The sequence below is a fragment of the Pantoea sp. CFCC18177 genome (genome assembly GCF_059412425.1).
On record NZ_JBNBPL010000038.1, the window covers coordinates 12,354 to 32,818 of the forward strand.

The 20,465-nt window shown below is 53.1% G+C and carries 19 protein-coding genes; 3 read left to right on the plus strand and 16 right to left on the minus strand.

Annotated features, from left to right (window positions below; translation table 11 throughout):
- Window positions 1–22: 22 nt before the first annotated feature.
- From atpG to ravA, 14 genes are all read right to left on the minus strand, one after another.
- Window positions 23–889: a F0F1 ATP synthase subunit gamma gene (gene atpG, locus ACPUC8_RS24755; protein WP_039333002.1), complete on the minus strand. Its 867-nt coding sequence runs from the start codon at window positions 887–889 to the stop codon at window positions 23–25.
- 52 nt (window positions 890–941) lie between these two features.
- On the minus strand, window positions 942–2,483 hold the full coding sequence (gene atpA / locus ACPUC8_RS24760) for a F0F1 ATP synthase subunit alpha (protein WP_039333000.1): 1,542 nt from the start codon (window positions 2,481–2,483) through the stop codon (window positions 942–944).
- A 14-nt stretch (window positions 2,484–2,497) separates the two neighbouring features.
- Window positions 2,498–3,031: a F0F1 ATP synthase subunit delta gene (atpH, locus tag ACPUC8_RS24765; protein WP_039332998.1), complete on the minus strand. Its 534-nt coding sequence runs from the start codon at window positions 3,029–3,031 to the stop codon at window positions 2,498–2,500.
- Window positions 3,032–3,045: 14 nt separating this feature from the next.
- Window positions 3,046–3,516: a F0F1 ATP synthase subunit B gene (gene atpF / locus ACPUC8_RS24770; RefSeq protein ID WP_007893603.1), complete on the minus strand. Its 471-nt coding sequence runs from the start codon at window positions 3,514–3,516 to the stop codon at window positions 3,046–3,048.
- A 107-nt stretch (window positions 3,517–3,623) separates the two neighbouring features.
- Window positions 3,624–3,863 (minus strand): F0F1 ATP synthase subunit C, encoded by a 240-nt coding sequence (atpE, locus tag ACPUC8_RS24775; RefSeq protein WP_003849523.1) that lies wholly within the window; start codon window positions 3,861–3,863, stop codon window positions 3,624–3,626.
- 50 nt (window positions 3,864–3,913) lie between these two features.
- Window positions 3,914–4,732 carry a F0F1 ATP synthase subunit A gene (atpB, locus tag ACPUC8_RS24780; RefSeq protein ID WP_039332979.1) on the minus strand — a complete coding sequence of 273 codons (819 nt, stop codon included), beginning with the start codon at window positions 4,730–4,732 and terminating at the stop codon, window positions 3,914–3,916.
- Window positions 4,733–4,740: 8 nt separating this feature from the next.
- Entirely contained in the window at window positions 4,741–5,121 is a 381-nt protein-coding gene (atpI, locus tag ACPUC8_RS24785; RefSeq protein ID WP_039332977.1) for a F0F1 ATP synthase subunit I, read from the minus strand.
- A 713-nt stretch (window positions 5,122–5,834) separates the two neighbouring features.
- Entirely contained in the window at window positions 5,835–6,452 is a 618-nt protein-coding gene (rsmG, locus tag ACPUC8_RS24790; RefSeq protein WP_039332975.1) for a 16S rRNA (guanine(527)-N(7))-methyltransferase RsmG, read from the minus strand.
- Between the two features lie 47 nt (window positions 6,453–6,499).
- Window positions 6,500–8,389: a tRNA uridine-5-carboxymethylaminomethyl(34) synthesis enzyme MnmG gene (gene mnmG, locus ACPUC8_RS24795; protein ID WP_039332973.1), complete on the minus strand. Its 1,890-nt coding sequence runs from the start codon at window positions 8,387–8,389 to the stop codon at window positions 6,500–6,502.
- Between the two features lie 441 nt (window positions 8,390–8,830).
- On the minus strand, window positions 8,831–9,271 hold the full coding sequence (mioC, locus tag ACPUC8_RS24800) for an FMN-binding protein MioC (protein ID WP_039332970.1): 441 nt from the start codon (window positions 9,269–9,271) through the stop codon (window positions 8,831–8,833).
- A gap of 154 nt (window positions 9,272–9,425) precedes the next feature.
- Complete coding sequence (asnC, locus tag ACPUC8_RS24805) at window positions 9,426–9,887, minus strand: transcriptional regulator AsnC (protein ID WP_034830053.1); 462 nt, start codon at window positions 9,885–9,887, stop codon at window positions 9,426–9,428.
- A 108-nt stretch (window positions 9,888–9,995) separates the two neighbouring features.
- Window positions 9,996–12,122, minus strand: coding sequence for a 5-histidylcysteine sulfoxide synthase (gene ovoA, locus ACPUC8_RS24810; protein ID WP_494927657.1), 2,127 nt, complete (start codon window positions 12,120–12,122; stop codon window positions 9,996–9,998).
- Between the two features lie 66 nt (window positions 12,123–12,188).
- Entirely contained in the window at window positions 12,189–13,649 is a 1,461-nt protein-coding gene (gene viaA, locus ACPUC8_RS24815; protein WP_494927658.1) for an ATPase RavA stimulator ViaA, read from the minus strand.
- Window positions 13,646–15,142, minus strand: coding sequence for an ATPase RavA (gene ravA / locus ACPUC8_RS24820; protein WP_494927659.1), 1,497 nt, complete (start codon window positions 15,140–15,142; stop codon window positions 13,646–13,648). Before ravA ends, viaA begins: the two co-directional genes overlap by 4 nt.
- Before the next feature lie 299 nt (window positions 15,143–15,441).
- Here ravA and kup point away from each other — a divergent pair, with 299 nt between their 5' ends.
- Window positions 15,442–17,310 carry a low affinity potassium transporter Kup gene (gene kup / locus ACPUC8_RS24825; RefSeq protein WP_058973924.1) on the plus strand — a complete coding sequence of 623 codons (1,869 nt, stop codon included), beginning with the start codon at window positions 15,442–15,444 and terminating at the stop codon, window positions 17,308–17,310.
- A gap of 12 nt (window positions 17,311–17,322) precedes the next feature.
- Here kup and qseC read toward each other — a convergent pair whose 3' ends face one another.
- Window positions 17,323–18,654 carry a quorum sensing histidine kinase QseC gene (gene qseC / locus ACPUC8_RS24830; protein WP_494927660.1) on the minus strand — a complete coding sequence of 444 codons (1,332 nt, stop codon included), beginning with the start codon at window positions 18,652–18,654 and terminating at the stop codon, window positions 17,323–17,325.
- A complete protein-coding gene (qseB, locus tag ACPUC8_RS24835; RefSeq protein WP_039332960.1) occupies window positions 18,651–19,313 on the minus strand; it encodes a quorum sensing response regulator transcription factor QseB in 663 nt (220 codons plus the stop codon). The genes qseC and qseB overlap by 4 nt, the downstream gene beginning before the upstream one ends.
- A gap of 160 nt (window positions 19,314–19,473) precedes the next feature.
- Here qseB and ACPUC8_RS24840 point away from each other — a divergent pair, with 160 nt between their 5' ends.
- Window positions 19,474–19,869, plus strand: coding sequence for a YgiW/YdeI family stress tolerance OB fold protein (locus ACPUC8_RS24840; protein WP_494927661.1), 396 nt, complete (start codon window positions 19,474–19,476; stop codon window positions 19,867–19,869).
- A gap of 170 nt (window positions 19,870–20,039) precedes the next feature.
- Window positions 20,040–20,459: a D-ribose pyranase gene (gene rbsD, locus ACPUC8_RS24845; protein ID WP_494927662.1), complete on the plus strand. Its 420-nt coding sequence runs from the start codon at window positions 20,040–20,042 to the stop codon at window positions 20,457–20,459.
- Window positions 20,460–20,465 lie beyond the last annotated feature (6 nt).

Sequence of the window (20,465 nt, forward strand, 5' to 3'; positions counted from 1 at the left end):
GCGCGACAGGATATATGCCTGGTTAAACCGCGGAGGCTCCCGAGACGATCTCGGTAAGTTCCTGGGTGATGCTGGCCTGACGAGCTTTGTTGTAAACCAACTGCAGCTCTTTGATCAGGTTTCCGCCGTTATCGGTTGCAGCTTTCATTGCCACCATACGTGCGGCCTGCTCACTGGCCAGGTTTTCCACCACACCCTGATAAACCTGCGATTCGACATAACGGCGCAGCAGAGTATCCAGCAGCGCTTTCGGATCGGGTTCGTACAGGTAATCCCAGGTCTTCGCCTTCATCTCTTCTTCACCTTCCGCTGGCGGTAACGGCAGCAGTTGGGTAATGGTCGGAGTCTGAGACATGGTGTTATTAAACTTGTTGCCGACGATATACAGCTTGTCGATGCGACCTTCATCATAGGCCTGCAACATCACTTTTACTGGGCCGATAAGATCAGACAGTGCAGGCTTATCGCCCATTCCGGTGACCTGAGCCACGATGTTGCCACCGACAGAGCCGAAGAATGAATTGCCTTTAGAACCGATAATGGCCAGATCGCTCTGTACACCTTTATCCGTCCAGCTCTTCATATCTGCCAGCAATTTTTTGAACAGGTTAATGTTCAAACCACCACAAAGCCCGCGGTCAGTCGAAACGACCAGGTAGCCGACGCGCTTAACGTCACGCTCATCCAGGTAAGGGTGCTTGTATTCCAGATTACCCAACGCAAGGTGACCAATCACTTTGCGCATAGTATCTGCATACGGACGGCTGGCCGCCATGCGTTCCTGCGTTTTACGCATTTTGGAGGCGGCGACCATTTCCATCGCTTTGGTGATCTTCTGCGTATTTTTTACGCTTCCAATCTTGGTACGTATTTCTTTTGCACCGGCCATTAGCTTCTCCTCAAAGCCTTGCGGCCTGCCTTTTCAGACAAGCCGCCAGACATTACCAGGACTGGGTTGCTTTAAACGTTTCGAGGAGGCCTTTCAGCTTCTCTTCGATTTCGTTATTAAAGTTGCCCGCTTGGTTGATTTCAGCCATCAGCTCAGCGTGATCGCGATCCGCGAACGCCAGCAGAGCGGCTTCAAAGCTACCGATTTTCGCCAGTTCAACGTCGTTCAGGAAGCCGCGCTCAGCAGCAAACAGCACCAGACCCTGTTGCGCGACAGACATCGGCGCATACTGTTTCTGTTTCAGCAGCTCGGTCACTTTCTGACCGTGGCTCAGCTGTTTACGCGTTGCATCGTCCAGATCAGATGCGAACTGAGAGAACGCAGCCAGTTCACGATACTGTGCCAGAGCGGTACGGATACCACCGGACAGTTTCTTGATAATCTTGGTCTGTGCAGCACCACCAACACGGGATACAGAGATACCCGGGTTAACGGCCGGACGAATACCGGAGTTGAACAGGTTTGATTCCAGGAAGATCTGACCATCGGTAATCGAGATTACGTTAGTCGGAACGAACGCAGAAACGTCACCCGCCTGGGTTTCAATGATCGGCAATGCGGTCAGAGAACCGGTCTGGCCTTTCACCGCACCGTTAGTGAAACGCTCAACGTAGTCAGCGCTCACGCGTGATGCACGCTCCAGCAGACGAGAGTGGAGATAGAACACGTCGCCTGGGAATGCTTCACGGCCTGGTGGGCGGCGCAGCAGCAGAGAAATCTGACGGTAAGCAACAGCCTGCTTAGACAGGTCATCGTACACGATCAGTGCATCTTCACCGCGGTCACGGAAGTATTCACCCATTGCGCAACCGGCGTATGGCGCCAGGTATTGCAGTGCAGCGGATTCAGAAGCAGAAGCAACAACCACGATGGTGTTAGACAGCGCACCGTGCTCTTCCAGCTTACGTACCACGTTAGAAATGGTTGACGCTTTCTGACCAATCGCAACGTAGACACACTTGATGCCGGAATCGCGCTGGTTGATGATGGCGTCGATTGCCATAGCGGTTTTACCGGTCTGACGGTCACCGATGATCAGCTCACGCTGGCCACGGCCGATTGGAATCATCGCATCGACAGATTTGTAACCGGTCTGAACAGGCTGGTCTACTGACTGACGGTCGATAACGCCCGGTGCAATCACTTCAACAGGCGAGAAGCCGTCGTTGTCGATTGCGCCTTTACCGTCGATCGGTGCACCCAGGGTGTTCACCACACGGCCCAGCAGGCCACGGCCAACTGGAACTTCAAGAATACGGCCAGTACATTTAACCTTCATGCCTTCGGCGAGGTCAGCGTACGGGCCCATCACTACTGCACCAACCGAGTCACGCTCGAGGTTCAGTGCGATAGCGTAACGGTTACCCGGCAGGGCAATCATCTCACCCTGCATCACATCGGCCAGGCCGTGTACGCGGATGATACCGTCACTTACAGAAACAATAGTACCTTCGTTGTGAGCTTCGCTCACTACATTGAACTGAGCAATGCGCTGCTTGATCAGTTCGCTGATTTCGGTGGAATTCAGTTGCATATGCTCCAGTCCCCTTAAGACTGCAAGACGTCTGCCAGACGATCAAGACGGCCGCGTACGCTACCATCAATGACCAGGTCACCCGCACGGATAACCACACCTGCCATTACAGACTTGTCAATTTTGCAATTCAGCTTAACTTTGCGTGACAGACGTTTTTCCATCGCGGCGCTGATTTTCGTCAGCTGGCTGTCACTCAGGGTACTGGCAGAAATCACATCAACTTCGGCGGTCGCTTCATAAGCGTCGCGCAGTTGAATGTACTGTTCCAGTACCGCTGGAAGTGCTGTCAAACGTCCGTTTTCCGCCATCACCTTAATCAGGTTCTGAGCGGGTTCATCAAGTTGATCGCCACACACTGCATTGAAAGATGCAGACAAAGCTTCCGGCGCGATTGCACCGGAAAGAAGATCTGCCATCTGTTCGTTGCGAGCCACTTCTGCGGCAAACGCCAGCATAGTCTGCCAGCGATCGATACTTTGATGCTCAACAGCAAAGTCAAAAGCTGCTTTGGCGTAGGGGCGAGCTACAGTAATCAGATCAGACATCAGCCCCTCCCTCCTTACAGTTCAGCGACCAGTTTATCAACGATGTCGCTGTTAGCAGCTTCATCCACGGAACGTTCGATGATTTTCTCGGCGCCAGCTAATGCCAGCAACGCGACTTGCTTACGCAGCTCTTCACGGGCACGTGAACGCTCGGCATCAATTTCTGCCTGCGCTTGTGCCACGATGCGGTTACGTTCAGTCTCAGCTTCGGTTTTCGCTTCGTCCAGAATCTGGGCACGGCGTTTGTTCGCCTGCTCGATAATGACTTGAGCGTCTTCTTTCGCTTTCTTCAGCTGGTCGGTCGCATTGGCCTGCGCGAGATCTAAATCTTTCTTCGCGCGCTCAGCAGAAGCAAGGCCTTCAGCAATTTCTTTCTGGCGCTTTTCGATGGCAGCCATAATCGGCGGCCATACGTACTTCATGCAGAACGCGACAAACAGAATGAACGCGATGGCCTGGCCGAGGATTGTTGCATTAATGTTCACAGCACAATGCCTCTTATTAAGTTAACTTGCTCTGCCGCTATCGGCGATAGACGGCAGAATCCGTTCCTCATCACACCGGGTGCCATGAGTGAACAAGGCTACCAGGTTTAGGCGACCGCAAACATCACGTAGAGACCCAGACCTACAGCGATCATTGGGATTGCATCCACCAGACCCATTACAACAAAGAACTGCGTACGCAGCAGAGGAATCAGATCCGGCTGACGCGCTGCGCCTTCCAGGAATTTGCCCCCGAGGATGCCGATACCGATCGCAGCACCGATTGCCGCCAGGCCCATCATCACAGCGGCAGCCATGTACAGCAGATCCATATTCAGGTTTTCCATGACAGTCTCCAGTTTGTTTCAGTTAAAAGCTTAGTGTTGAGATAAAAAAATCAATGTTCTTCAGATGCCATCGACAGATAGACAATCGTGAGGACCATGAAAATGAAAGCCTGCAGCGAAATGATCAGGATGTGGAAAATGGCCCATGGCACATTCAACACCCACTGCGACCACCACGGCAGCAAGCCGGCAATCAGGATAAAGATCAGCTCACCCGCATACATGTTGCCGAACAGTCGCAGACCGAGTGAAACCGGTTTAGACAGCAGGCTAACACCTTCGAGAATCAGGTTGATTGGGATGAAGATCGGGTGATTAAAAGGCTGCAGCGTCAGTTCTTTGGTGAAGCCGCCAATGCCTTTCATTTTGATGCTGTAGAACAGAATCAAAATAAAGACGCCCAACGCCATAGACAGCGTGATGTTCACATCTGCAGACGGCACAACGCGCAGCGCTGGCAGGCCTAAATAGTGCTCACCGATAAACGGCAGCAGGTCGATAGGCAGCAGATCCATGAAGTTCATCAGGAAGACCCAGACAAAAATCGTCAGAGCCAGCGGGGCGATAAGTTTGCTTTTGCCGTGGTACATGTCGCGCACGTTGTTATCAACGAAACCGACAACCAGCTCGATAGCCGCTTGTAATTTCCCTGGAACACCGCTGGTGGCGCTTTTTGCCACTTTACGGAACAACACCAGGAAAATCAGTCCCAGTACCACAGAGAAAAACATGGAATCGATATTTAATACCCAGAACGTCGCAGGAGCGTCGTGCGGATTCACCAACTCGAAAGTACGCAGGTCCAACTGAAGGTTATTCAGGTGGTGACCTATGTATTCTTGCGGAGTAGAGATTTCTCCAGCAGCCATGATGCCTCTTACCCTTTGTTGTTAATTACAGCCGGCGCGACGATCTGCACCACCAGCACCGATAACCAAGTGATTGCGAGTGGCCAGAAGACCGCTCCAAACACACCTAACGCCACCATGAGAAGAATGACCGTCGTGAACACCTTCAACACTTCACCAAGGGCGAAGCTCCAGGCCACACGACCTTTGGCAGGCGTTTGATCCTGCAGGCGCCAGGCTAAAAACATAAACAACACATTCGGCAGCCAGGCTGCCGCTCCACCCGCGATGGCGGAGGCGCCCCAGGTGACATCTTTCAGAGTAAAGAGTGCGCCGATAATGACAAAAGTCACCAGCTGGATGACCAGCACGGTCCGGGCTAATTTCACACTGTAAAGTGACACTGACATGGCGTTGAACTCTCCTGCCCCGAACGGGGTATGTCGCGTGTCGTATAAGACTGCCTTTACTCATTTGAGTCAAGCAGCAAAAGCCGTGCAAATTATACGGGCGCCACCTGCGATTTCAATCGGTAAGTAGCGAAAAGGTGAACAATTATTTAAATTTCTTTCTGGAGGGCTATTTTTCAAAACATCACCTTCCGCGATGACTCGGCCAAAAGTCTGAAATTGCCGTGATTGCTTGCTTTTAAAGCGTGCTTTAGATCACATTATAAGCAACACACCAGCGGTTTAATTTGTATTAAACGTGAATTTTAAGATTTCAAAGCCAGTCAATATTGTTCTAATTCATAAAGATAGAATAATCCATCCAACATCACGCTATGATTTACGATAAAAACACTCTATTGACATCATAGGCCGCAATAAAAACGTAAAACTGATATTACGCACGCCGATTTATTGCAGAGTTATATTTTCACGCGTGACTATTTGGCCAGGTAAATACAGGCAATAAAGTGATCTATCTGATAATGAAATGTGAATTATTCGTTAAATGTAACAAGCTTTTTCAGATAATTTCCGTGGCGGATGTTAACGGCTATCCCCTGCCCTACCGAATAAAAGCTTTTGACTGAAAGTGTTTAAATGCTGTTTTTTTATTCAGCGGGTTTTCGAAGACAAAGGGTACTGATTGTCTTAAATCCGCACCCTTTTTAAGGCTATTGGCGTTTAATCACCACCAGATGGCGTTCACCATCCAGTTCAGGTACGCGCAGCGACTCGATTTTCTCGACCGTAAAGCCCGCAGGTAAGGCCGCTATTTCATCATCAGGACGCACACCCTTCAGCGCGTAGAAACAACCTGAAGGGCCTGGCAGATGGTGACACCAGGTCAACATATCTTCCAGCGAAGCAAACGCCCTGCTGATCACGCCATCAAACGGTGGCTCAGCGGGGAACTCCTCCACACGGCTCTGTACAGGGGTGATGTTAGTAAGCCCTAACTCATGCTGCACCTGACGCAGGAAACGGATTCGCTTGCCTAAGCTATCCAGTAAGGTGAAATGCGCTTGCGGACGCACAATGGCCAAAGGAATGCCCGGTAATCCTGGCCCCGTTCCCACATCAATAAAGCGCTCACCCTGCAAATGCGGTTCGACCACCACGCTGTCGAGAATATGGCGCACCAGCATCTGCTGCGGGTCGCGCACCGATGTCAGGTTGTAGGCTTTGTTCCACTTATGCAGCAATTCAACATAGCCAACCAGCTGCTGTTTTTGTTGATCGGTAAGGGAAATGTTTGCTGCAGCAAGCAGCTGGGAGAGTTTGTTAATCACAAGGATAATTCCATTAACGGGGGCGAGTCATCTCGCCCCGAAGTCTGTCAGGCGCTTTTACGCAGCAGGCCCTGTTTTTTCAGGTAGATAAGCAGAATGGAGATGGCCGCTGGCGTGATGCCCGAAATGCGCGAAGCCTGACCAATTGAGGTTGGCTTATGATCGTTCAGTTTCGCGATCACTTCATTCGACAGGCCATTGACCTGGCGATAATCGAGATCGACTGGCAGCAAGGTGTTTTCATTGCGCTGCTGGCGATCGATCTCTTCCTGCTGACGCGCAATATAGCCTTCGTACTTCACCTGAATCTCAACCTGCTCTGCCGCCTGAACGTCGGTCAGCGCCGGGCCGTAGCTCGGTAACGTCATCAGTACATCGTAGGTCATTTCCGGACGACGAAGCAGGTCTTCACCGCTGGCCTCTTTGGTCAGTGGCGCGCTGATCACCGTATTCACTTCAGCCACGTTCTCAGATTTTGGGTGCACCCACAGATCGCGCAGTCGCTGGCGTTCTTGTTCAATCGTCTCCAGCTTCTGGTTGAAGCGTGCCCAACGAACATCATCAACTAAGCCCAGCTCACGACCCGCTTCGGTCAGGCGCAGGTCGGCGTTATCTTCGCGCAGCATCAAGCGGTATTCCGCGCGCGAGGTGAACATGCGGTACGGCTCTTTGGTACCTAAGGTGCAAAGGTCGTCGACCAACACGCCGAGGTAAGCCTGATCGCGGCGTGGTGCCCAGCCCTCTTTGTCTGCTGATGCACGTGCGGCGTTCAAGCCCGCCAGCAGACCTTGCGCTGCGGCCTCTTCATATCCGGTCGTGCCGTTGATTTGACCGGCAAAGAACAGGCCGTGAATAAATTTGCTTTCCAGCGTCGGCTTCAAATCACGCGGATCGAAGAAATCGTACTCAATGGCATAGCCAGGGCGCACGATCTTCGCATTCTCCAACCCTTTCATCGAGCGGACGATCTGCATCTGCACATCAAATGGCAGGCTGGTTGAGATACCGTTCGGATAGATTTCGTTGCTGGTCAGGCCTTCCGGCTCAAGGAAGATCTGATGGGCGTTACGATCGGCAAAGCGCATCACTTTGTCTTCGATCGATGGGCAGTAACGTGGGCCGATCCCTTCGATGATCCCTGCATACATCGGGCTACGATCGAGGTTATTGCGGATCACATCATGGGTCTGTTCGTTGGTGTAGGTGATCCAGCATGGCACTTGCTGTGGATGCTGAGAAACGTTGCCCATAAACGAGAACACCGGCATCGGTGTATCACCATGCTGAGGGGTCAGCACGGAAAAATCGATAGTACGCGCGTCAATACGCGGTGGCGTACCGGTTTTCAGGCGATTAACACGCAGCGGTAATGCACGCAGACGTTTAGCCAATGGGATGGATGGCGGGTCGCCTGCACGGCCACCGCTGTAATTATCCAGACCAATATGAATTTTGCCGTCGAGGAATGTTCCGACAGTCAGCACCACGCTCTTCGCCCGGAATTTTAATCCCATTTGCGTCACAGCACCGACCACCCGATCGTTCTCGACGATCAGATCATCAACCGCTTGCTGGAAGATCATCAGGTTCGGTTGGTTTTCCAGTGCCGTACGAACGGCCTGACGATACAGCACGCGGTCTGCCTGAGCACGTGTAGCACGTACCGCAGGACCTTTGCTCGCGTTTAGTATCCTAAACTGGATGCCGGCCTGGTCAATTGCTGTGGCCATCAAACCGCCTAAGGCATCCACTTCCTTCACCAGATGTCCCTTTCCGATACCACCGATCGCTGGGTTGCAGGACATTTGTCCAAGCGTATCAATGTTATGGGTGAGTAACAGCGTTTGCTGACCCATTCGGGCAGCGGCCATCGCGGCTTCTGTGCCCGCATGACCACCACCGATTACGATGACGTCAAAGGGTTCTGGATAAAACATGAAGTGGGTCCTCGTTAGTGTTCGGACAGGGATCGTTGCCCTGGGCGGTGGATTCTACTGAAATTCTGTCTGCTGCGAAAGCCGCGGGATCCTGCGGTTTAAAAGAAAGGATCTTTATTCTTTTATATGATCTCTCTGTTAGATCTCTTATTAGGATCGCACCGGGCTGTTGATAACCCAGAAAAGCCTATTTTTTACAGAGAATTAGAGAGGATCACTTGCTGTTAATGATCGGTGATCCTGATCCGTATAAGCTGGGATCAAACAGGCTACTTATACACAGATGAAAAAAGCATCATCGGTTGTTCTTGGGATAACTACCGGTTATACGCAAGATTAAGGCTATGTTATCCACAGTCAGTGGCATAAAAAAAAGCATAAAACAGTGCATTAATCTGGGGATCGTTCTTTTTTCCCGATCCCCCACTCTCTGAGATCGTCTTAAATCTGGGTTTTCCAGGTGGTGACCCACACTTCTGCCGGATCTTCTGGAATCTCATGCTCCAGCACGTCGATCTCAAGGCGATCGCCAATGCGAGTGGCACCGAGTTGGTTTAACTGCTCCTCCAGCAGCTTGATCGCGCCGCAGAAAAGATCATATTCATGATTTCCGATACCCACTGCGCCATATCGGACGCCAGACAGATCCGGTTGTGTCTCTTGCAGTGCTTCATATAAAGGAAGCAAGTTGTCAGGCAGTTCCCCCGCACCGTGCGTCGAGGTGACAATCAGCCAAATTCCTTCCTGCGGCAGTTCATCCAGCTCTGGGCCATGCAGCACCTCGGTTGAGAAGCCCGCTTCCTGCAGTTTTTCTTCCAGATGTTCGGCAACATATTCGGCGCTGCCAAGGGTACTTCCACTGATTAAGGTAATATCGGCCATGATGATCTCCCGCACTAAAGGCGAGCATTGTACGCTGTGATCAAGCCGTGATCCACCTGTGGAAAACAGGGTTAATACCAGAAAGCATCAGGCGACAAGGCGCATCACGCGTGTGATCCGCCTGGGATAAGGTTGTGCACAATAAAAGGGGATTTTAAGGCTTAATGGTGCGCATGATCGGGTTTTGTAACGAGATCAGCGTTTCAGTGGACTGGATTTCATCAATGGTCTGGATCTTGTTGATCAGCACCTGTTGTAAGGCATCGATGGATCGGCACATCACCTTAATAAAGATGCTGTAGTGGCCGGTGGTGTACCAGGCTTCGACGACTTCATCCAGCGCTTCCAGTTTGCTCAGGGCGGCGGGATAATCACGCGCACTCTTCAAAATAATGCCGATAAAGCAGCACACATCAAAGCCAAGCTGACGCGGATCGATTTCCACGCGCGTGCCCAAAATAATTCCCGCTTGTCGCATTTTCTCGACGCGTACATGAATGGTGCCGGGGCTGACGTTGAACTGCTTGGCGAGTTCGGCATAAGCGGTGCGCGCGTTCTCAAGTAGTGCATTGAGAATGCCGCGATCAAGGTTATCCAGTTGCAGTTGTTCCGCCATCATCCATCCTCTTTGAGTTCTTCTTCTATGAACAGTGGAGAATGTGCAGCAAATTAGCAGTGCAGGCAAGATGCAGACCACGCGCGTGACGCAGTCTGCACGCTTTTTTTAACGCTTACGCCAGATTGTTAGCTGCGCTTGAGTATGTTGAAACTTACGCGCTGTCTCGCGGATAACGAAAGGCACATCCTGTGGCGTGCCCACTTCTTCGAACTTATCACGCAATAAACGCTGTAGAGCCTGGTAGGTTGTCAGTGCCTCGCCGTTCTCGCGGACCCCACCCAGCCAATTTTCTTTTGGCGTAAACTCTTCTAACCACGTGTAGGGCGAAGAGAGCACCAGCAGTCCGCCAGAACGGATCATAGGGGTAATGTCTTGCAGGAAACGTTGAGGTTGGCGCAGACGATCAATCAAGTTGGACGCCAATACCAGATCGTAACGATCCGGCTGAGGTTTAAGGTTACAGGCATCACCCTGCACAAACTGAATACGTTGTGCCTGCTCGCTGTCGAGGTTGAAATCTTTCAGGCGCACCTGACGATACTCCACCAGATCCCCCTCTTCCGGCACTACGTAGCGGAAATCTTCACCGGATGTTAGCTGTAGCGCCACATCAATGAAGCGCGCGGAATAATCCATACCCGTTACGGCATCAAAATGGCGCGCCAGCTCAAAACTGGCACGGCCGGTGGCGCAGCCGATATCCAACGCCTGACCGCGCACCGGGCAGTGTGGTAACAGTTTTTCCACCAGCGCCGCGGCATAATTAGGCACATCGTAATAGCTGGGACCGTACTGAAAATCGAGGTACTGCGACACCATGCTGTCAGTTTCATACGGATTGAGTGCCATGGTTTCCTGGTGTGAAGACACCACATAGCGGAAACCTGCATGCTGGAAGAAATGACGGCGGAACGCATAGCGCGCAGATTTCAACGCCTCGTTACCGGTGGAGATCCAACTGCCACCTTTAATCAGTGCATGTTTGCCATCAAAGGTCGGCGTAGAGAAATCATCGTACAGCGGATGAACCTTAAAGCCTTCAAATCCGTTGGTGGGTGTGGTGGTCCATTGCCAGACATTGCCGACGATGTCGTAAAATTCGCCCTGAGCAAAACCATCCACCGGATTGGAGGAGGCCCAGTACGCGAGATTGATATTGCCCGGTGCCTCATGCCAGTCAGGTTGGTCGCCGCTGACTTGTTCACGCAGTTGCGCCCATTCTGCTTCGCAAGGTAGCTGGATTGATTTGCCGGTTTCTTCCGCTAACCAGCGACAGAACGCAGCGGCTTCCAGTTGATTAACTTCAGCGGGCCAATCCCATGGCATGGTCACTTCTTCAGTCATCAAACGCAGTTTTAGCTGATCGGGTTGTGAAATATCACCAACCCAAAAGGTTGGCATCTGCGCGCCAGAAAATTCGCGCCAGCTCCAGCCTTCGTCATCCCACCAGCGGCGCTCGTTGTAGCCATTCGCCGCGATAAAACGGTAAAACTCGGCGTTGCTGACCAGCATCTTACTGGCTTTAAAGGGTTTGAGATCGACCACCTGGCTGCCGTATTCATTATCCCAACCGTAGGTGTCGTCCGTTTTTCCCTGCTGGACGTGACCACCGGGCATCGCGATCAGCGAATTAGCCGGAACCGAGCTGCGATCGTGTCGTGCCTGCGGGCAAACGGGCCAATGTGGCTGAGGTTTTACCCAGTCAATCGGCAACTGGCGGATTAGCACGCTGGAGGTTTCCAGGTGAATACGCTCGTGTTCGATGCCCATCAAAATCACCCATGCTGGGCTATCCCAGGTGATAGGCAGTTCCAGCGGCATCGTGCGAATAAACTCGCTCACCAGGCTTTTCACTTTGCCACGATAATCGCGGACTTCTTCAATGGTTGGCCACGCATAATGGCTGTCGTTGAGGTCATCCCAGCTCATCTCATCCACGCCGATCGCCATCATCGCTTCGATGCGATCGTCTACGCGATCCTCCAGATAGCGCCCCGCCATGAGCTTATTCATATAGAAAGTGGCGGTGTGGCCAAAGTAGAAGATCAGTGGATGGCGCAAGGAGATGGCTTTATTGAAGAAGGCGCGATCGTCAGCCAGGCAATCAAACAGGCTTTCGTAGAGATCCCAGGTTTGGGTGAAATACGTCAGCAACTCGCTCCGTTTTTGTTCGGTGTTTTGACCGGAGAGCTGCAACGTGCGGGTGGGTGCAGGAAGTTGGGCGGTAGTCACAAAATACTCCAGATGCTCAGTGTGCGAATTAATCACTATAGCAAATAAGCATTTCTGCCAGATGAATTAGCGTTTCCAGCGGCGCAGCAGGCGGCTTTTCAGGCCGGTATCAAAGCGCCAGATATGATCGAAGATGCGCAGAATACCCGGCTTACCGTGGAGGGACATCGCCACCGCATGAAAACGCTGTTGATGCTGGCGTTGACGTTGTTTGATGGTGTTAATCGTCTCATCAGGTAAACGTTGGGCGATAAAGTCTGACACGATCACCGCATCGGCTTCGTCCCAGACGGGGCCTTCCATGCGTTTCACCACTGCGGCGAGGCAGGCGGCGAGATCGGTGCCACCACGAAAACGTTGGCTGAGAAAACGGATAGCCTGCTCAATACCGCTATCGGCCGTTAGTTCGTAGCCGATCACCTCATGGGCGAACAGCATGATATAGCAGCGGCGTTTATCGGCTAATGCCACTTTCAGCAGCGCCAGGCAGAAGGCTTTCGCACAGCGTTCATTGAATCCGCCCATGGAACCGGAGGTATCGACGCAGACGATAAAAGGCCCACGCGGTTGTTCTTCATGCTGCTGGTGGCTGACGGGACGCAGCGTGACTTTTTCGTGCCAGGCATCGCCTTGCAACTGATAAGTCAGCAGACGTTTCTCTACCAGGCGGCGATAGAACTCCAGCTCCAGTTCACTGATGCTCAGTGCCGCCAGTTCGGGCGGCAGCAGGCGCAGCACATCATCGCTTTGATGAATGCCGCTCACTTCTTCCGGTACGTTGTCTGGCTCACGTACCCACTGGTGAAATTCTTCCTGCGGGGCATCCTGAGAAGGTACCGATTTCGCCTCACGGCTGCGCCCCAACTGCTGCGCCAGTTTCATTAACTCCGGCTGCTGGGCGAGAAAATCGCCATATTGCACGATTAGCTCGTAATCACCGTGCTGCAGCGGCGCTTTGCTCATGTCCCATAAACGTCCGGCGGCGGCTTCGTCATCATCGGTCAGAATCGGTGCCAGTTGGCCGCTGATCGCCATTCGCTGTTGCAGTTCGGCCATCAGGCGTTCGCGCTGCTCTTCCAGGATGGTTTCGTTGAGCGTCAGGGTTTGCAGCGTCAGACTCAGACGCCAGCGTTGTAGAAACAAGGTATGTTGCGCATTGCTCAGCTGCTCATTTTCATTGTGCAGCAGCAGTTTGCTGGCTTCTTCGATAAACGGCGATGGCAGGCTTTTAAGTTGCGAGATGATGTGGGGAAGCTGTTGGGTGAAATCCCGCGAGCTAAGCAACTGCATCTGCTGGAACAGCTGAAACTCCTGCGCCAGCGCTTCGGGCACCGGCGTGGTTTTCATCTGCTCGGCGATTTCGCTGCGCCAGCGAGGCAAGTCGCGCATCATTGCCTGCTTCAGACGCGGGAATTTCTCAAAAAACAGAGCCAGTTGGGGTGACGCGAGCAGCGCGATAATCAACTCTTCGATTAACTCTGTTTCGCCAATCGACAGCAGCGCGCTCAGCGTCTCCAGTGAAATCATTTTTTCGCCTGTTTCAGCTGTTCTGACACATCCTGCAAGCTGGTCTCGATGCGTGCCAGCCAGTCATCACTGATAAACAAGCAACGTTGATGCTGGCTAAACAGCGTGCGCTGTGCACGTAATTGCGCATCCAGCGCGTCATACTCTTCGACGATTTCCTGGGGTATTTCACTGCTACTTCTGGCACCGGGCAGGGTCAGTCTTGTCGATTGCAGGCTGACATCACGCAGTGTCAGGCAATGATGCGCATCCACCAGCAAATCAAGCGTTTGACCAAAGCCAATGCCATTCAACTTGCCGCGAATTTCGCCACCTTTCATCAACCATTGATTCAGCGCTTCACGCGCAATCAGGACGTGTGTCACCTGCATATCATGCAGCGTCAGCGGTTGTTGCAGCATTAAGGTGAGCTGTTCATCGCCAATCGAAGCGGGCAATTCGTAATGCGGTTTACGGCTGAACATGCCGCTGTGTTTTTCCAGCGTCAATGCCTGTGCCACACTCTGCTGCTGTTGCAACGCCAGGCGGCGAGCTTTGATTTGCTGGAGCTTATGCAACATCGGTTGCTGCTGCCAAGCGTGTTGGGTCATCAGCGCGTCAATTTCGCGATCCAGCAGTTGCATCGACGCTACGTCATGCCACAGGCAATCCTTCAATAAGATGAGATCGATCGGGGCGATGCTCACGCGGCCGCTGTAAAACGCACTGGCCTGCAGCAGATGGATCGCTTTTTTCCAGCGACGGTCGGAGATGTAAGGCGCGCTGGGTAAATTCTCCAGTTGCTGACGCAGCTGATAAATCAGTTCAAAAACGTGGTCGGGCAAGCTGACCTGACTGATGCCTTTCTGCCACTGATGGTACTCTTCATCGCTGATACGCAGCGCTTCCGTCACGGGATTATCGTTTTCATCCTGCTGGTGGGTCAGCATGCTGCGGAAGTTTTGCTTCTCATGCACGTTATCCAGCCACAGGCGGATCAGCATACGGTCATACAACGCTTCCAGGCCGCTGTCGGTTTCGGGCAGTTCGTTAGAGGCGGTGACCAACAAGCGCATCGGGATTTTTTCTTCGCTGTCACCGTTGCGGAAGCGGCGCTCGTTGATGGCGGTCAGCAGCGTGTTCAAAATAGCCGGGCCCGCTTTCCAGATCTCATCGAGGAAAACAATCTCAGCATCTGGCAGGTAGCCTTTGGTCAATCGCTGATAGCGGCCTTCATCTTTCAGCGCCTGAATCGATAAGGGGCCAAACACCTCTTCAGGCGTCGAAAAGCGGGTCATCAGGTATTCAAAGGCGCGGGCGTGCTGGAAGGCATATTTCAGGCGGCGGGCAATCAGGCTCTTGGCAATGCCTGGCGGACCGAGCAAAAACACGCTTTCGCCACTTAACGCGGCCAGCAGGCAGAGACGAATCGCGTGGTGTCGCTCGTACAGCCCTTTTTCCAGGGCGTTACTCAGGCGAGAAATTCTTTCTGCCAAAAGATGGGGTTGAGCCATAATCACATCATTATCCTTTTGATCCTGGTGCCGACATATTTTGGCGAGCGCAATACTCTACTGATTATCATGCTGGATTGCGTTGATAGCCGTCAGCTTTTTTGTTTCAGAAGGTTGAAGCGAGGCAACTCGCTGCTTCAGGCGGTTTTTTTGGCCAAATTTCGGCGAAAAACCGTGTCGCTGACGTGATGGTGACACTTTGTAAGATTAGTTTTTTTTGGGAATATGTGCATACTGTGCGCTTTTTGATGGCCTGAGCGGTAGGCAGATGCCTTATCAGCTCCAACAAAAGACAACTTATGAGCTCGGATAAGAAGCAGTCCCTTGGCGCAGTCACACTCGCCGCGATTGGCGTGGTGTATGGCGATATCGGTACCAGCCCGCTCTATACTTTGCGTGAATGTCTCTCTGGCCAGTTCGGCTTTGGCGTGGAACGTGAAGCGGTATTTGGCTTTTTGTCGCTGATCTTCTGGCTGCTGATTTTAGTGGTGTCACTGAAATACATCAGTTACGTCATGCGTGCCGACAACGCCGGCGAAGGCGGTATCCTAACGTTAATGTCTCTGGCCGGACGCAATACTGGCGCACGCGCCACGGCGATTCTCGTCATTATGGGCCTGATTGGCGGCAGCTTCTTCTACGGTGAAGTGGTGATCACGCCTGCGGTTTCGGTGTTATCGGCGATTGAAGGTCTGGAAATTGCCGCACCGAGTCTGGATACCTACATCGTCCCACTGGCGATTGCTGTGCTAACGCTGCTGTTTGTGATTCAAAAACACGGTACGGGTATTGTCGGTAAGCTGTTTGCGCCGGTGATGCTGCTGTGGTTTATCATCCTGGCCGTGCTGGGCGCGCGCAGTATTATCAATAATCCTGACGTGCTTCACGCCATGAACCCGTATTGGGCGATGCACTTCTTTATCCAGTACAAAACAGTGTCATTCTTCGCGCTGGGCGCGGTAGTGCTGGCCATCACTGGTGTTGAAGCGCTGTATGCCGATATGGGTCACTTCGGTAAATTCCCGATCCGTCTGGCGTGGTTTATTGTTGTGCTGCCTTCGCTGGTGCTCAACTACTTTGGTCAGGGCGCGCTGTTGTTGAAAAACCCTGAGGCGATCAAAAACCCCTTCTTCCTGCTGGCACCGGACTGGATGCTCATCCCGATGCTGATTCTGGCAACGCTGGCGACGGTAATCGCTTCACAAGCGGTGATTTCTGGCGTGTTCTCGTTAACGCGCCAGGCGGTGCGTTTGGGCTATCTGCCGCCAATGCGCATTGTGCATACCTCAGAAGAGGAGTCGGGCCAGATCTACATTCCGGTGATTAACTGGCTGCTCTACTTCTCCGTGGTGATCGTGATTGTAGGTTTCGAGCATTCCAGCAACCTGGCGGCGGCCTACGGCATTGCGGTAACCGGCACCATGGTGTTGACCGCCATCCTCTGCTCGACAGTGGCAATTCAGAACTGGCACTGGAACCGCTATCTGGTGGTGCTGATCCTGATCGGTATGCTGTGCATCGACGTCTCGCTATTCTCTGCCAACCTGGTAAAAGTGTTCTCCGGTGGCTGGTTGCCGCTGACGTTGGCGCTGATGATGTTTATTGTGATGACAACGTGGAAAAGCGAGCGCTTCCGCCTGCTGCGTCGCATGCATGAGCACGGCAATTCGCTGGAAGCGATGATCGCCTCACTGGAGAAATCTCCACCGGTGCGTGTGCCGGGCACGGCGGTGTATATGTCGCGAGCGTTGAACGTGATCCCGTTCGCTATGCTGCATAACCTCAAGCACAACAAAGTGTTGCATGAGCGCGTGGTGCTGCTGACGTTGCGTACTGAAGATGCGCCGTACGTTCACAACGTGCGACGTGTGACCATTGAGCAGCTCTCGCCAACGTTCTGGCGTGTGGTGGCCAGTTATGGCTGGCGCGAAACCCCTAACGTGGAGGAGATCTTCCACCGCTGCGGTCTGGAAGGCCTGAATTGCCGCATGATGGAAACCTCGTTCTTCATGTCGCATGAGTCGCTGATAATCGGCGATCGTCCATGGTATCTGCGCTTGCGCGGCAAGCTGTTCCTCGCACTGCAACGCAATGCGCTGCGTGCGCCGGACCAGTTTGAGATCCCACCTAACCGCGTTATTGAGCTGGGCACCCAGGTCGAGATTTAAAGATACCGCGCGTCACCAGCTCAGGGTGACGCGCAAGCCTTGTGGCGTGGCATGGCTAAACGCGATGCGGATACCGTGTAACTGCGCAATATTCTTCACTATCGACAAGCCCAACCCGCTCCCCGTTTGCGCTTGCCCCGGTGGTCGCCAGAAGCGTTCCCCGAGACGGGCTAGCTGTTCATCGCTAACGCCTGGACCATTATCTTCAAGAATGATGGCGCGCGGCTGGAGGGTGAACTGAATCCGACTCCCCGGCGGTGCATAGCGCAGCGCGTTATCCAGTAGATTGCGCACCAACAAACTTAACAGCAGCGGATGACCGTTCATCACCGGTTCAGCCTCGGTATGCAGTTGCACATCCATCTGCTGCGCCTCAGCCTGAGGGAAATGTTCGGCGAGTAAATTTTGCAGCAAAGGTGCCAGTGCAACCGGCTGAAATTCGCTGCGCAGATCGTCAGCTTCCACGCGGGAAAGGGTTAACAGCTGATCCACCAGCCGCGTGGCGCGCAGAATGCCGCTGTCGAGTTGCTGTAAAGCGTGTTGGCGCATCACTTCATCATCCTCGGCGAGTTGAATCACTTCGCTCTGCACACGCAAGGCGGCCAGCGGGCTGCGCAACTCGTGTGCGGCATCAGAGGTAAAACGGCGCTCGCGTTGCACCAGCTCTGCCATGCGCCGAAACAGCCCATTCAATGCAATGACCAGCGGCTTCACCTCTTTGGGTAAACGCGTATCGGCGAGTGGTGTTGCGTCATCGGGGGCTCGCTGCTTGAGTGATGCGGTGAGGCGCTTGAGCGGACGTAGTTCAAACCAAACCAGCACCAGCAACATCAGAAGCATGAAAGGCATGGCGTATAGCCATGGTATCAAACTCGCCAGAGCCAGATCGCGCGTCATGTCGTCACGGTATTCCCACTCCTGGCCGACGACTACGCGATAGCTTTTATCCTCAGAGGTTAGCCACAACAGCCGCCAACTGTCCTTATCGCCACGTAAGCGGCCATCACGGAAGCCGTCGCGCTTATCATCAAACTGCAAATCGCGCCCGTTTTCACCGTCATTCAGCAATGGCTGACCGTCTGCACGGAAGATGGCGAAAGCCAGCGCGTCATCATCCTGATCGCCACGATGATGGCGCAGAATGGTTTTCGTTTTGGGTAGCGAAGCGGCGTGCAAGCTGGTGGGGTCGAGCGCCAGCAGGCGTTTAGCAAACAGCATTTGCTGGGTATCGAATAACTCATTCACGGTGTCGCGGGTCTGATGCCAGGCGCTGTAGCTGGCGACACCACCACACAACACGATCAGCAGCACAAAGCCGATCGCCAGCCGAAGAAACAGGCTCATTCTGCTGCACCAAGCATATAACCCACGCCATGTACGGTGCGGATAAATGCACTGCCCAGCTTTTTGCGCAGATGATGAATATGCACTTCCACCGCATTGCTGGAGACATCGTCATCCCAATTGTAGAGTTTTTCCTCCAGCTGACTGCGCGTTAGCACGCGGCCAGGGTTGCGCATAAACAGCTCAAGCAATGCCAGTTCGCGACTTTTCAAACTGATGGCTTCACCCTCAAGCCAGACGCTGTGGCTGGCCGGCGCCAGCACCACTTTGCCGTGTTTCAATTCAGGCTGCAGCTGTCCATGGCGGCGGCGAATCAGCGCCTGCAAACGTGCGGCGACTTCGCTGAGGGCAAAGGGTTTGCAGAGATAGTCGTCTGCACCAAGCTGTAACCCCTGAACACGTTGATCGAGGGCGTCACGCGCAGTGAGGATCAGTACCGGCACATCCGCGCCCTGCTCACGCCACTGACGCAGGATCTCCAGACCATCGCGTTCCGGCAGCGAAAGATCCAACACCACCGCATCCCACGGCGCGGCCGCCAGCGCCTGATAACCTGCTTCGCCGGACACGAACCAGTCCACGCTGAAGCCGAGTTTGATTAAGCCCACTTTCAGGCCATCACCAATCAGCGTGTCATCCTCAATCAACAAAATGCGCATGCGCTTCTCCTCTTCTGCTTGGGTGGTTATACGAAGCAGAACCCCGCTTGTACAGTGCAAATCGCTGCAAATCACCTATTTTTTCTCTTTAAGATCCTGTTAAGAACCTTATGGTGAAATGGCTCCTGACTTCCGCACATTCATGGAAAAGAGGTGAAAAATGAAAAAGAGTGCAGCGATCTTAGCCATTGTGATGTTGGCCGCCACGCCCGTTCTGGCCGCGCAACAAGGTGGGTTTGTGGACCCCAATGCGCCGAAAACCCAGGTTCACACCGGTGGATTCCAGGCTGACAACACCAGCGTTGTGACGGTGAAACAAGCCGAAGAGATGAAAGACGATAGCTGGATCACCGTGCGCGGCAATCTTGATAAGCAAATCGGTGATGAAGACTATTTGTTCCGCGACAGCAGCGGCACCATGAAAGTAGAGATCGACCACAAGCGCTGGCATGGTCAGACCATCACGCCGAAAGATCAGGTCGAACTGACGGGTGAACTGGATAAAGACTTCAACGCCATTGAGTTGGACGTTAAACAGGTTCGCAAACTGCCATAACACCCTCCAGAGCCGCTTCAGCGGCTCTTTTCTTTTTCCAAACTCAAATTTTATCCGGTACAAGCGAAACGTTTCGATGGCGATCACATTTCCGTGATATCGCCATTGAGTTGCCCTGCGCATTTAATACACTCCCGATCAGCGAAACGTTTCGCTGTGGAGTGGAAGAAATGAAAAAAGGTCGCTTGTTAAACGCTGAAGTCTCTCATGTGATTGCCCGCCTGGGGCACACCGACACGCTGACGATTGCTGATGCAGGCTTGCCGATCCCGGCCGGTCCGCAGCGTATCGATCTGGCGTTGACGCCGGGAACCCCCGAATTTTTGCAGGTGGTTGATGTTGTCACGCAGGAGATGCAAGTCGAAAGCGCCCTGATGGCGGAGGAGATCAAGCAGCACAATCCGCAGCTTCACAGCGCACTGCTCGCCGTGCTCGATGCCTTGCAACAGCACCAGGGGAATACCATCACCATTTGTTACACCAGCCATGAACAGTTCAAACAACAGACTCAGCGTAGTCAGGCGGTCATTCGCAGCGGAGAGTGTTCTCCGTATGCGAATGTCATCCTGAGCGCTGGCGTGACCTTCTGAGGCCGT

Bases quoted from the DNA above. Each gene is read 5' to 3' on its own strand.
- ravA (WP_494927659.1), bottom strand. From the start codon at position 15,142: ATGGCTCAACCCCATCTTTTGGCAGAAAGAATTTCTCGCCTGAGTAAC.
- rbsD (WP_494927662.1), top strand. From the start codon at position 20,040: ATGAAAAAAGGTCGCTTGTTAAACGCTGAAGTCTCTCATGTGATTGCC.
- atpB (WP_039332979.1), bottom strand. From the start codon at position 4,732: ATGGCTGCTGGAGAAATCTCTACTCCGCAAGAATACATAGGTCACCAC.
- atpI (WP_039332977.1), bottom strand. From the start codon at position 5,121: ATGTCAGTGTCACTTTACAGTGTGAAATTAGCCCGGACCGTGCTGGTC.
- atpE (WP_003849523.1), bottom strand. From the start codon at position 3,863: ATGGAAAACCTGAATATGGATCTGCTGTACATGGCTGCCGCTGTGATG.
- asnC (WP_034830053.1), bottom strand. From the start codon at position 9,887: ATGGCGGAACAACTGCAACTGGATAACCTTGATCGCGGCATTCTCAAT.
- qseB (WP_039332960.1), bottom strand. From the start codon at position 19,313: ATGCGCATTTTGTTGATTGAGGATGACACGCTGATTGGTGATGGCCTG.
- kup (WP_058973924.1), top strand. From the start codon at position 15,442: ATGAGCTCGGATAAGAAGCAGTCCCTTGGCGCAGTCACACTCGCCGCG.
- atpG (WP_039333002.1), bottom strand. From the start codon at position 889: ATGGCCGGTGCAAAAGAAATACGTACCAAGATTGGAAGCGTAAAAAAT.
- qseC (WP_494927660.1), bottom strand. From the start codon at position 18,654: ATGAGCCTGTTTCTTCGGCTGGCGATCGGCTTTGTGCTGCTGATCGTG.
- atpH (WP_039332998.1), bottom strand. From the start codon at position 3,031: ATGTCTGATCTGATTACTGTAGCTCGCCCCTACGCCAAAGCAGCTTTT.
- atpA (WP_039333000.1), bottom strand. From the start codon at position 2,483: ATGCAACTGAATTCCACCGAAATCAGCGAACTGATCAAGCAGCGCATT.
- mioC (WP_039332970.1), bottom strand. From the start codon at position 9,271: ATGGCCGATATTACCTTAATCAGTGGAAGTACCCTTGGCAGCGCCGAA.
- viaA (WP_494927658.1), bottom strand. From the start codon at position 13,649: ATGATTTCACTGGAGACGCTGAGCGCGCTGCTGTCGATTGGCGAAACA.
- ACPUC8_RS24840 (WP_494927661.1), top strand. From the start codon at position 19,474: ATGAAAAAGAGTGCAGCGATCTTAGCCATTGTGATGTTGGCCGCCACG.
- mnmG (WP_039332973.1), bottom strand. From the start codon at position 8,389: ATGTTTTATCCAGAACCCTTTGACGTCATCGTAATCGGTGGTGGTCAT.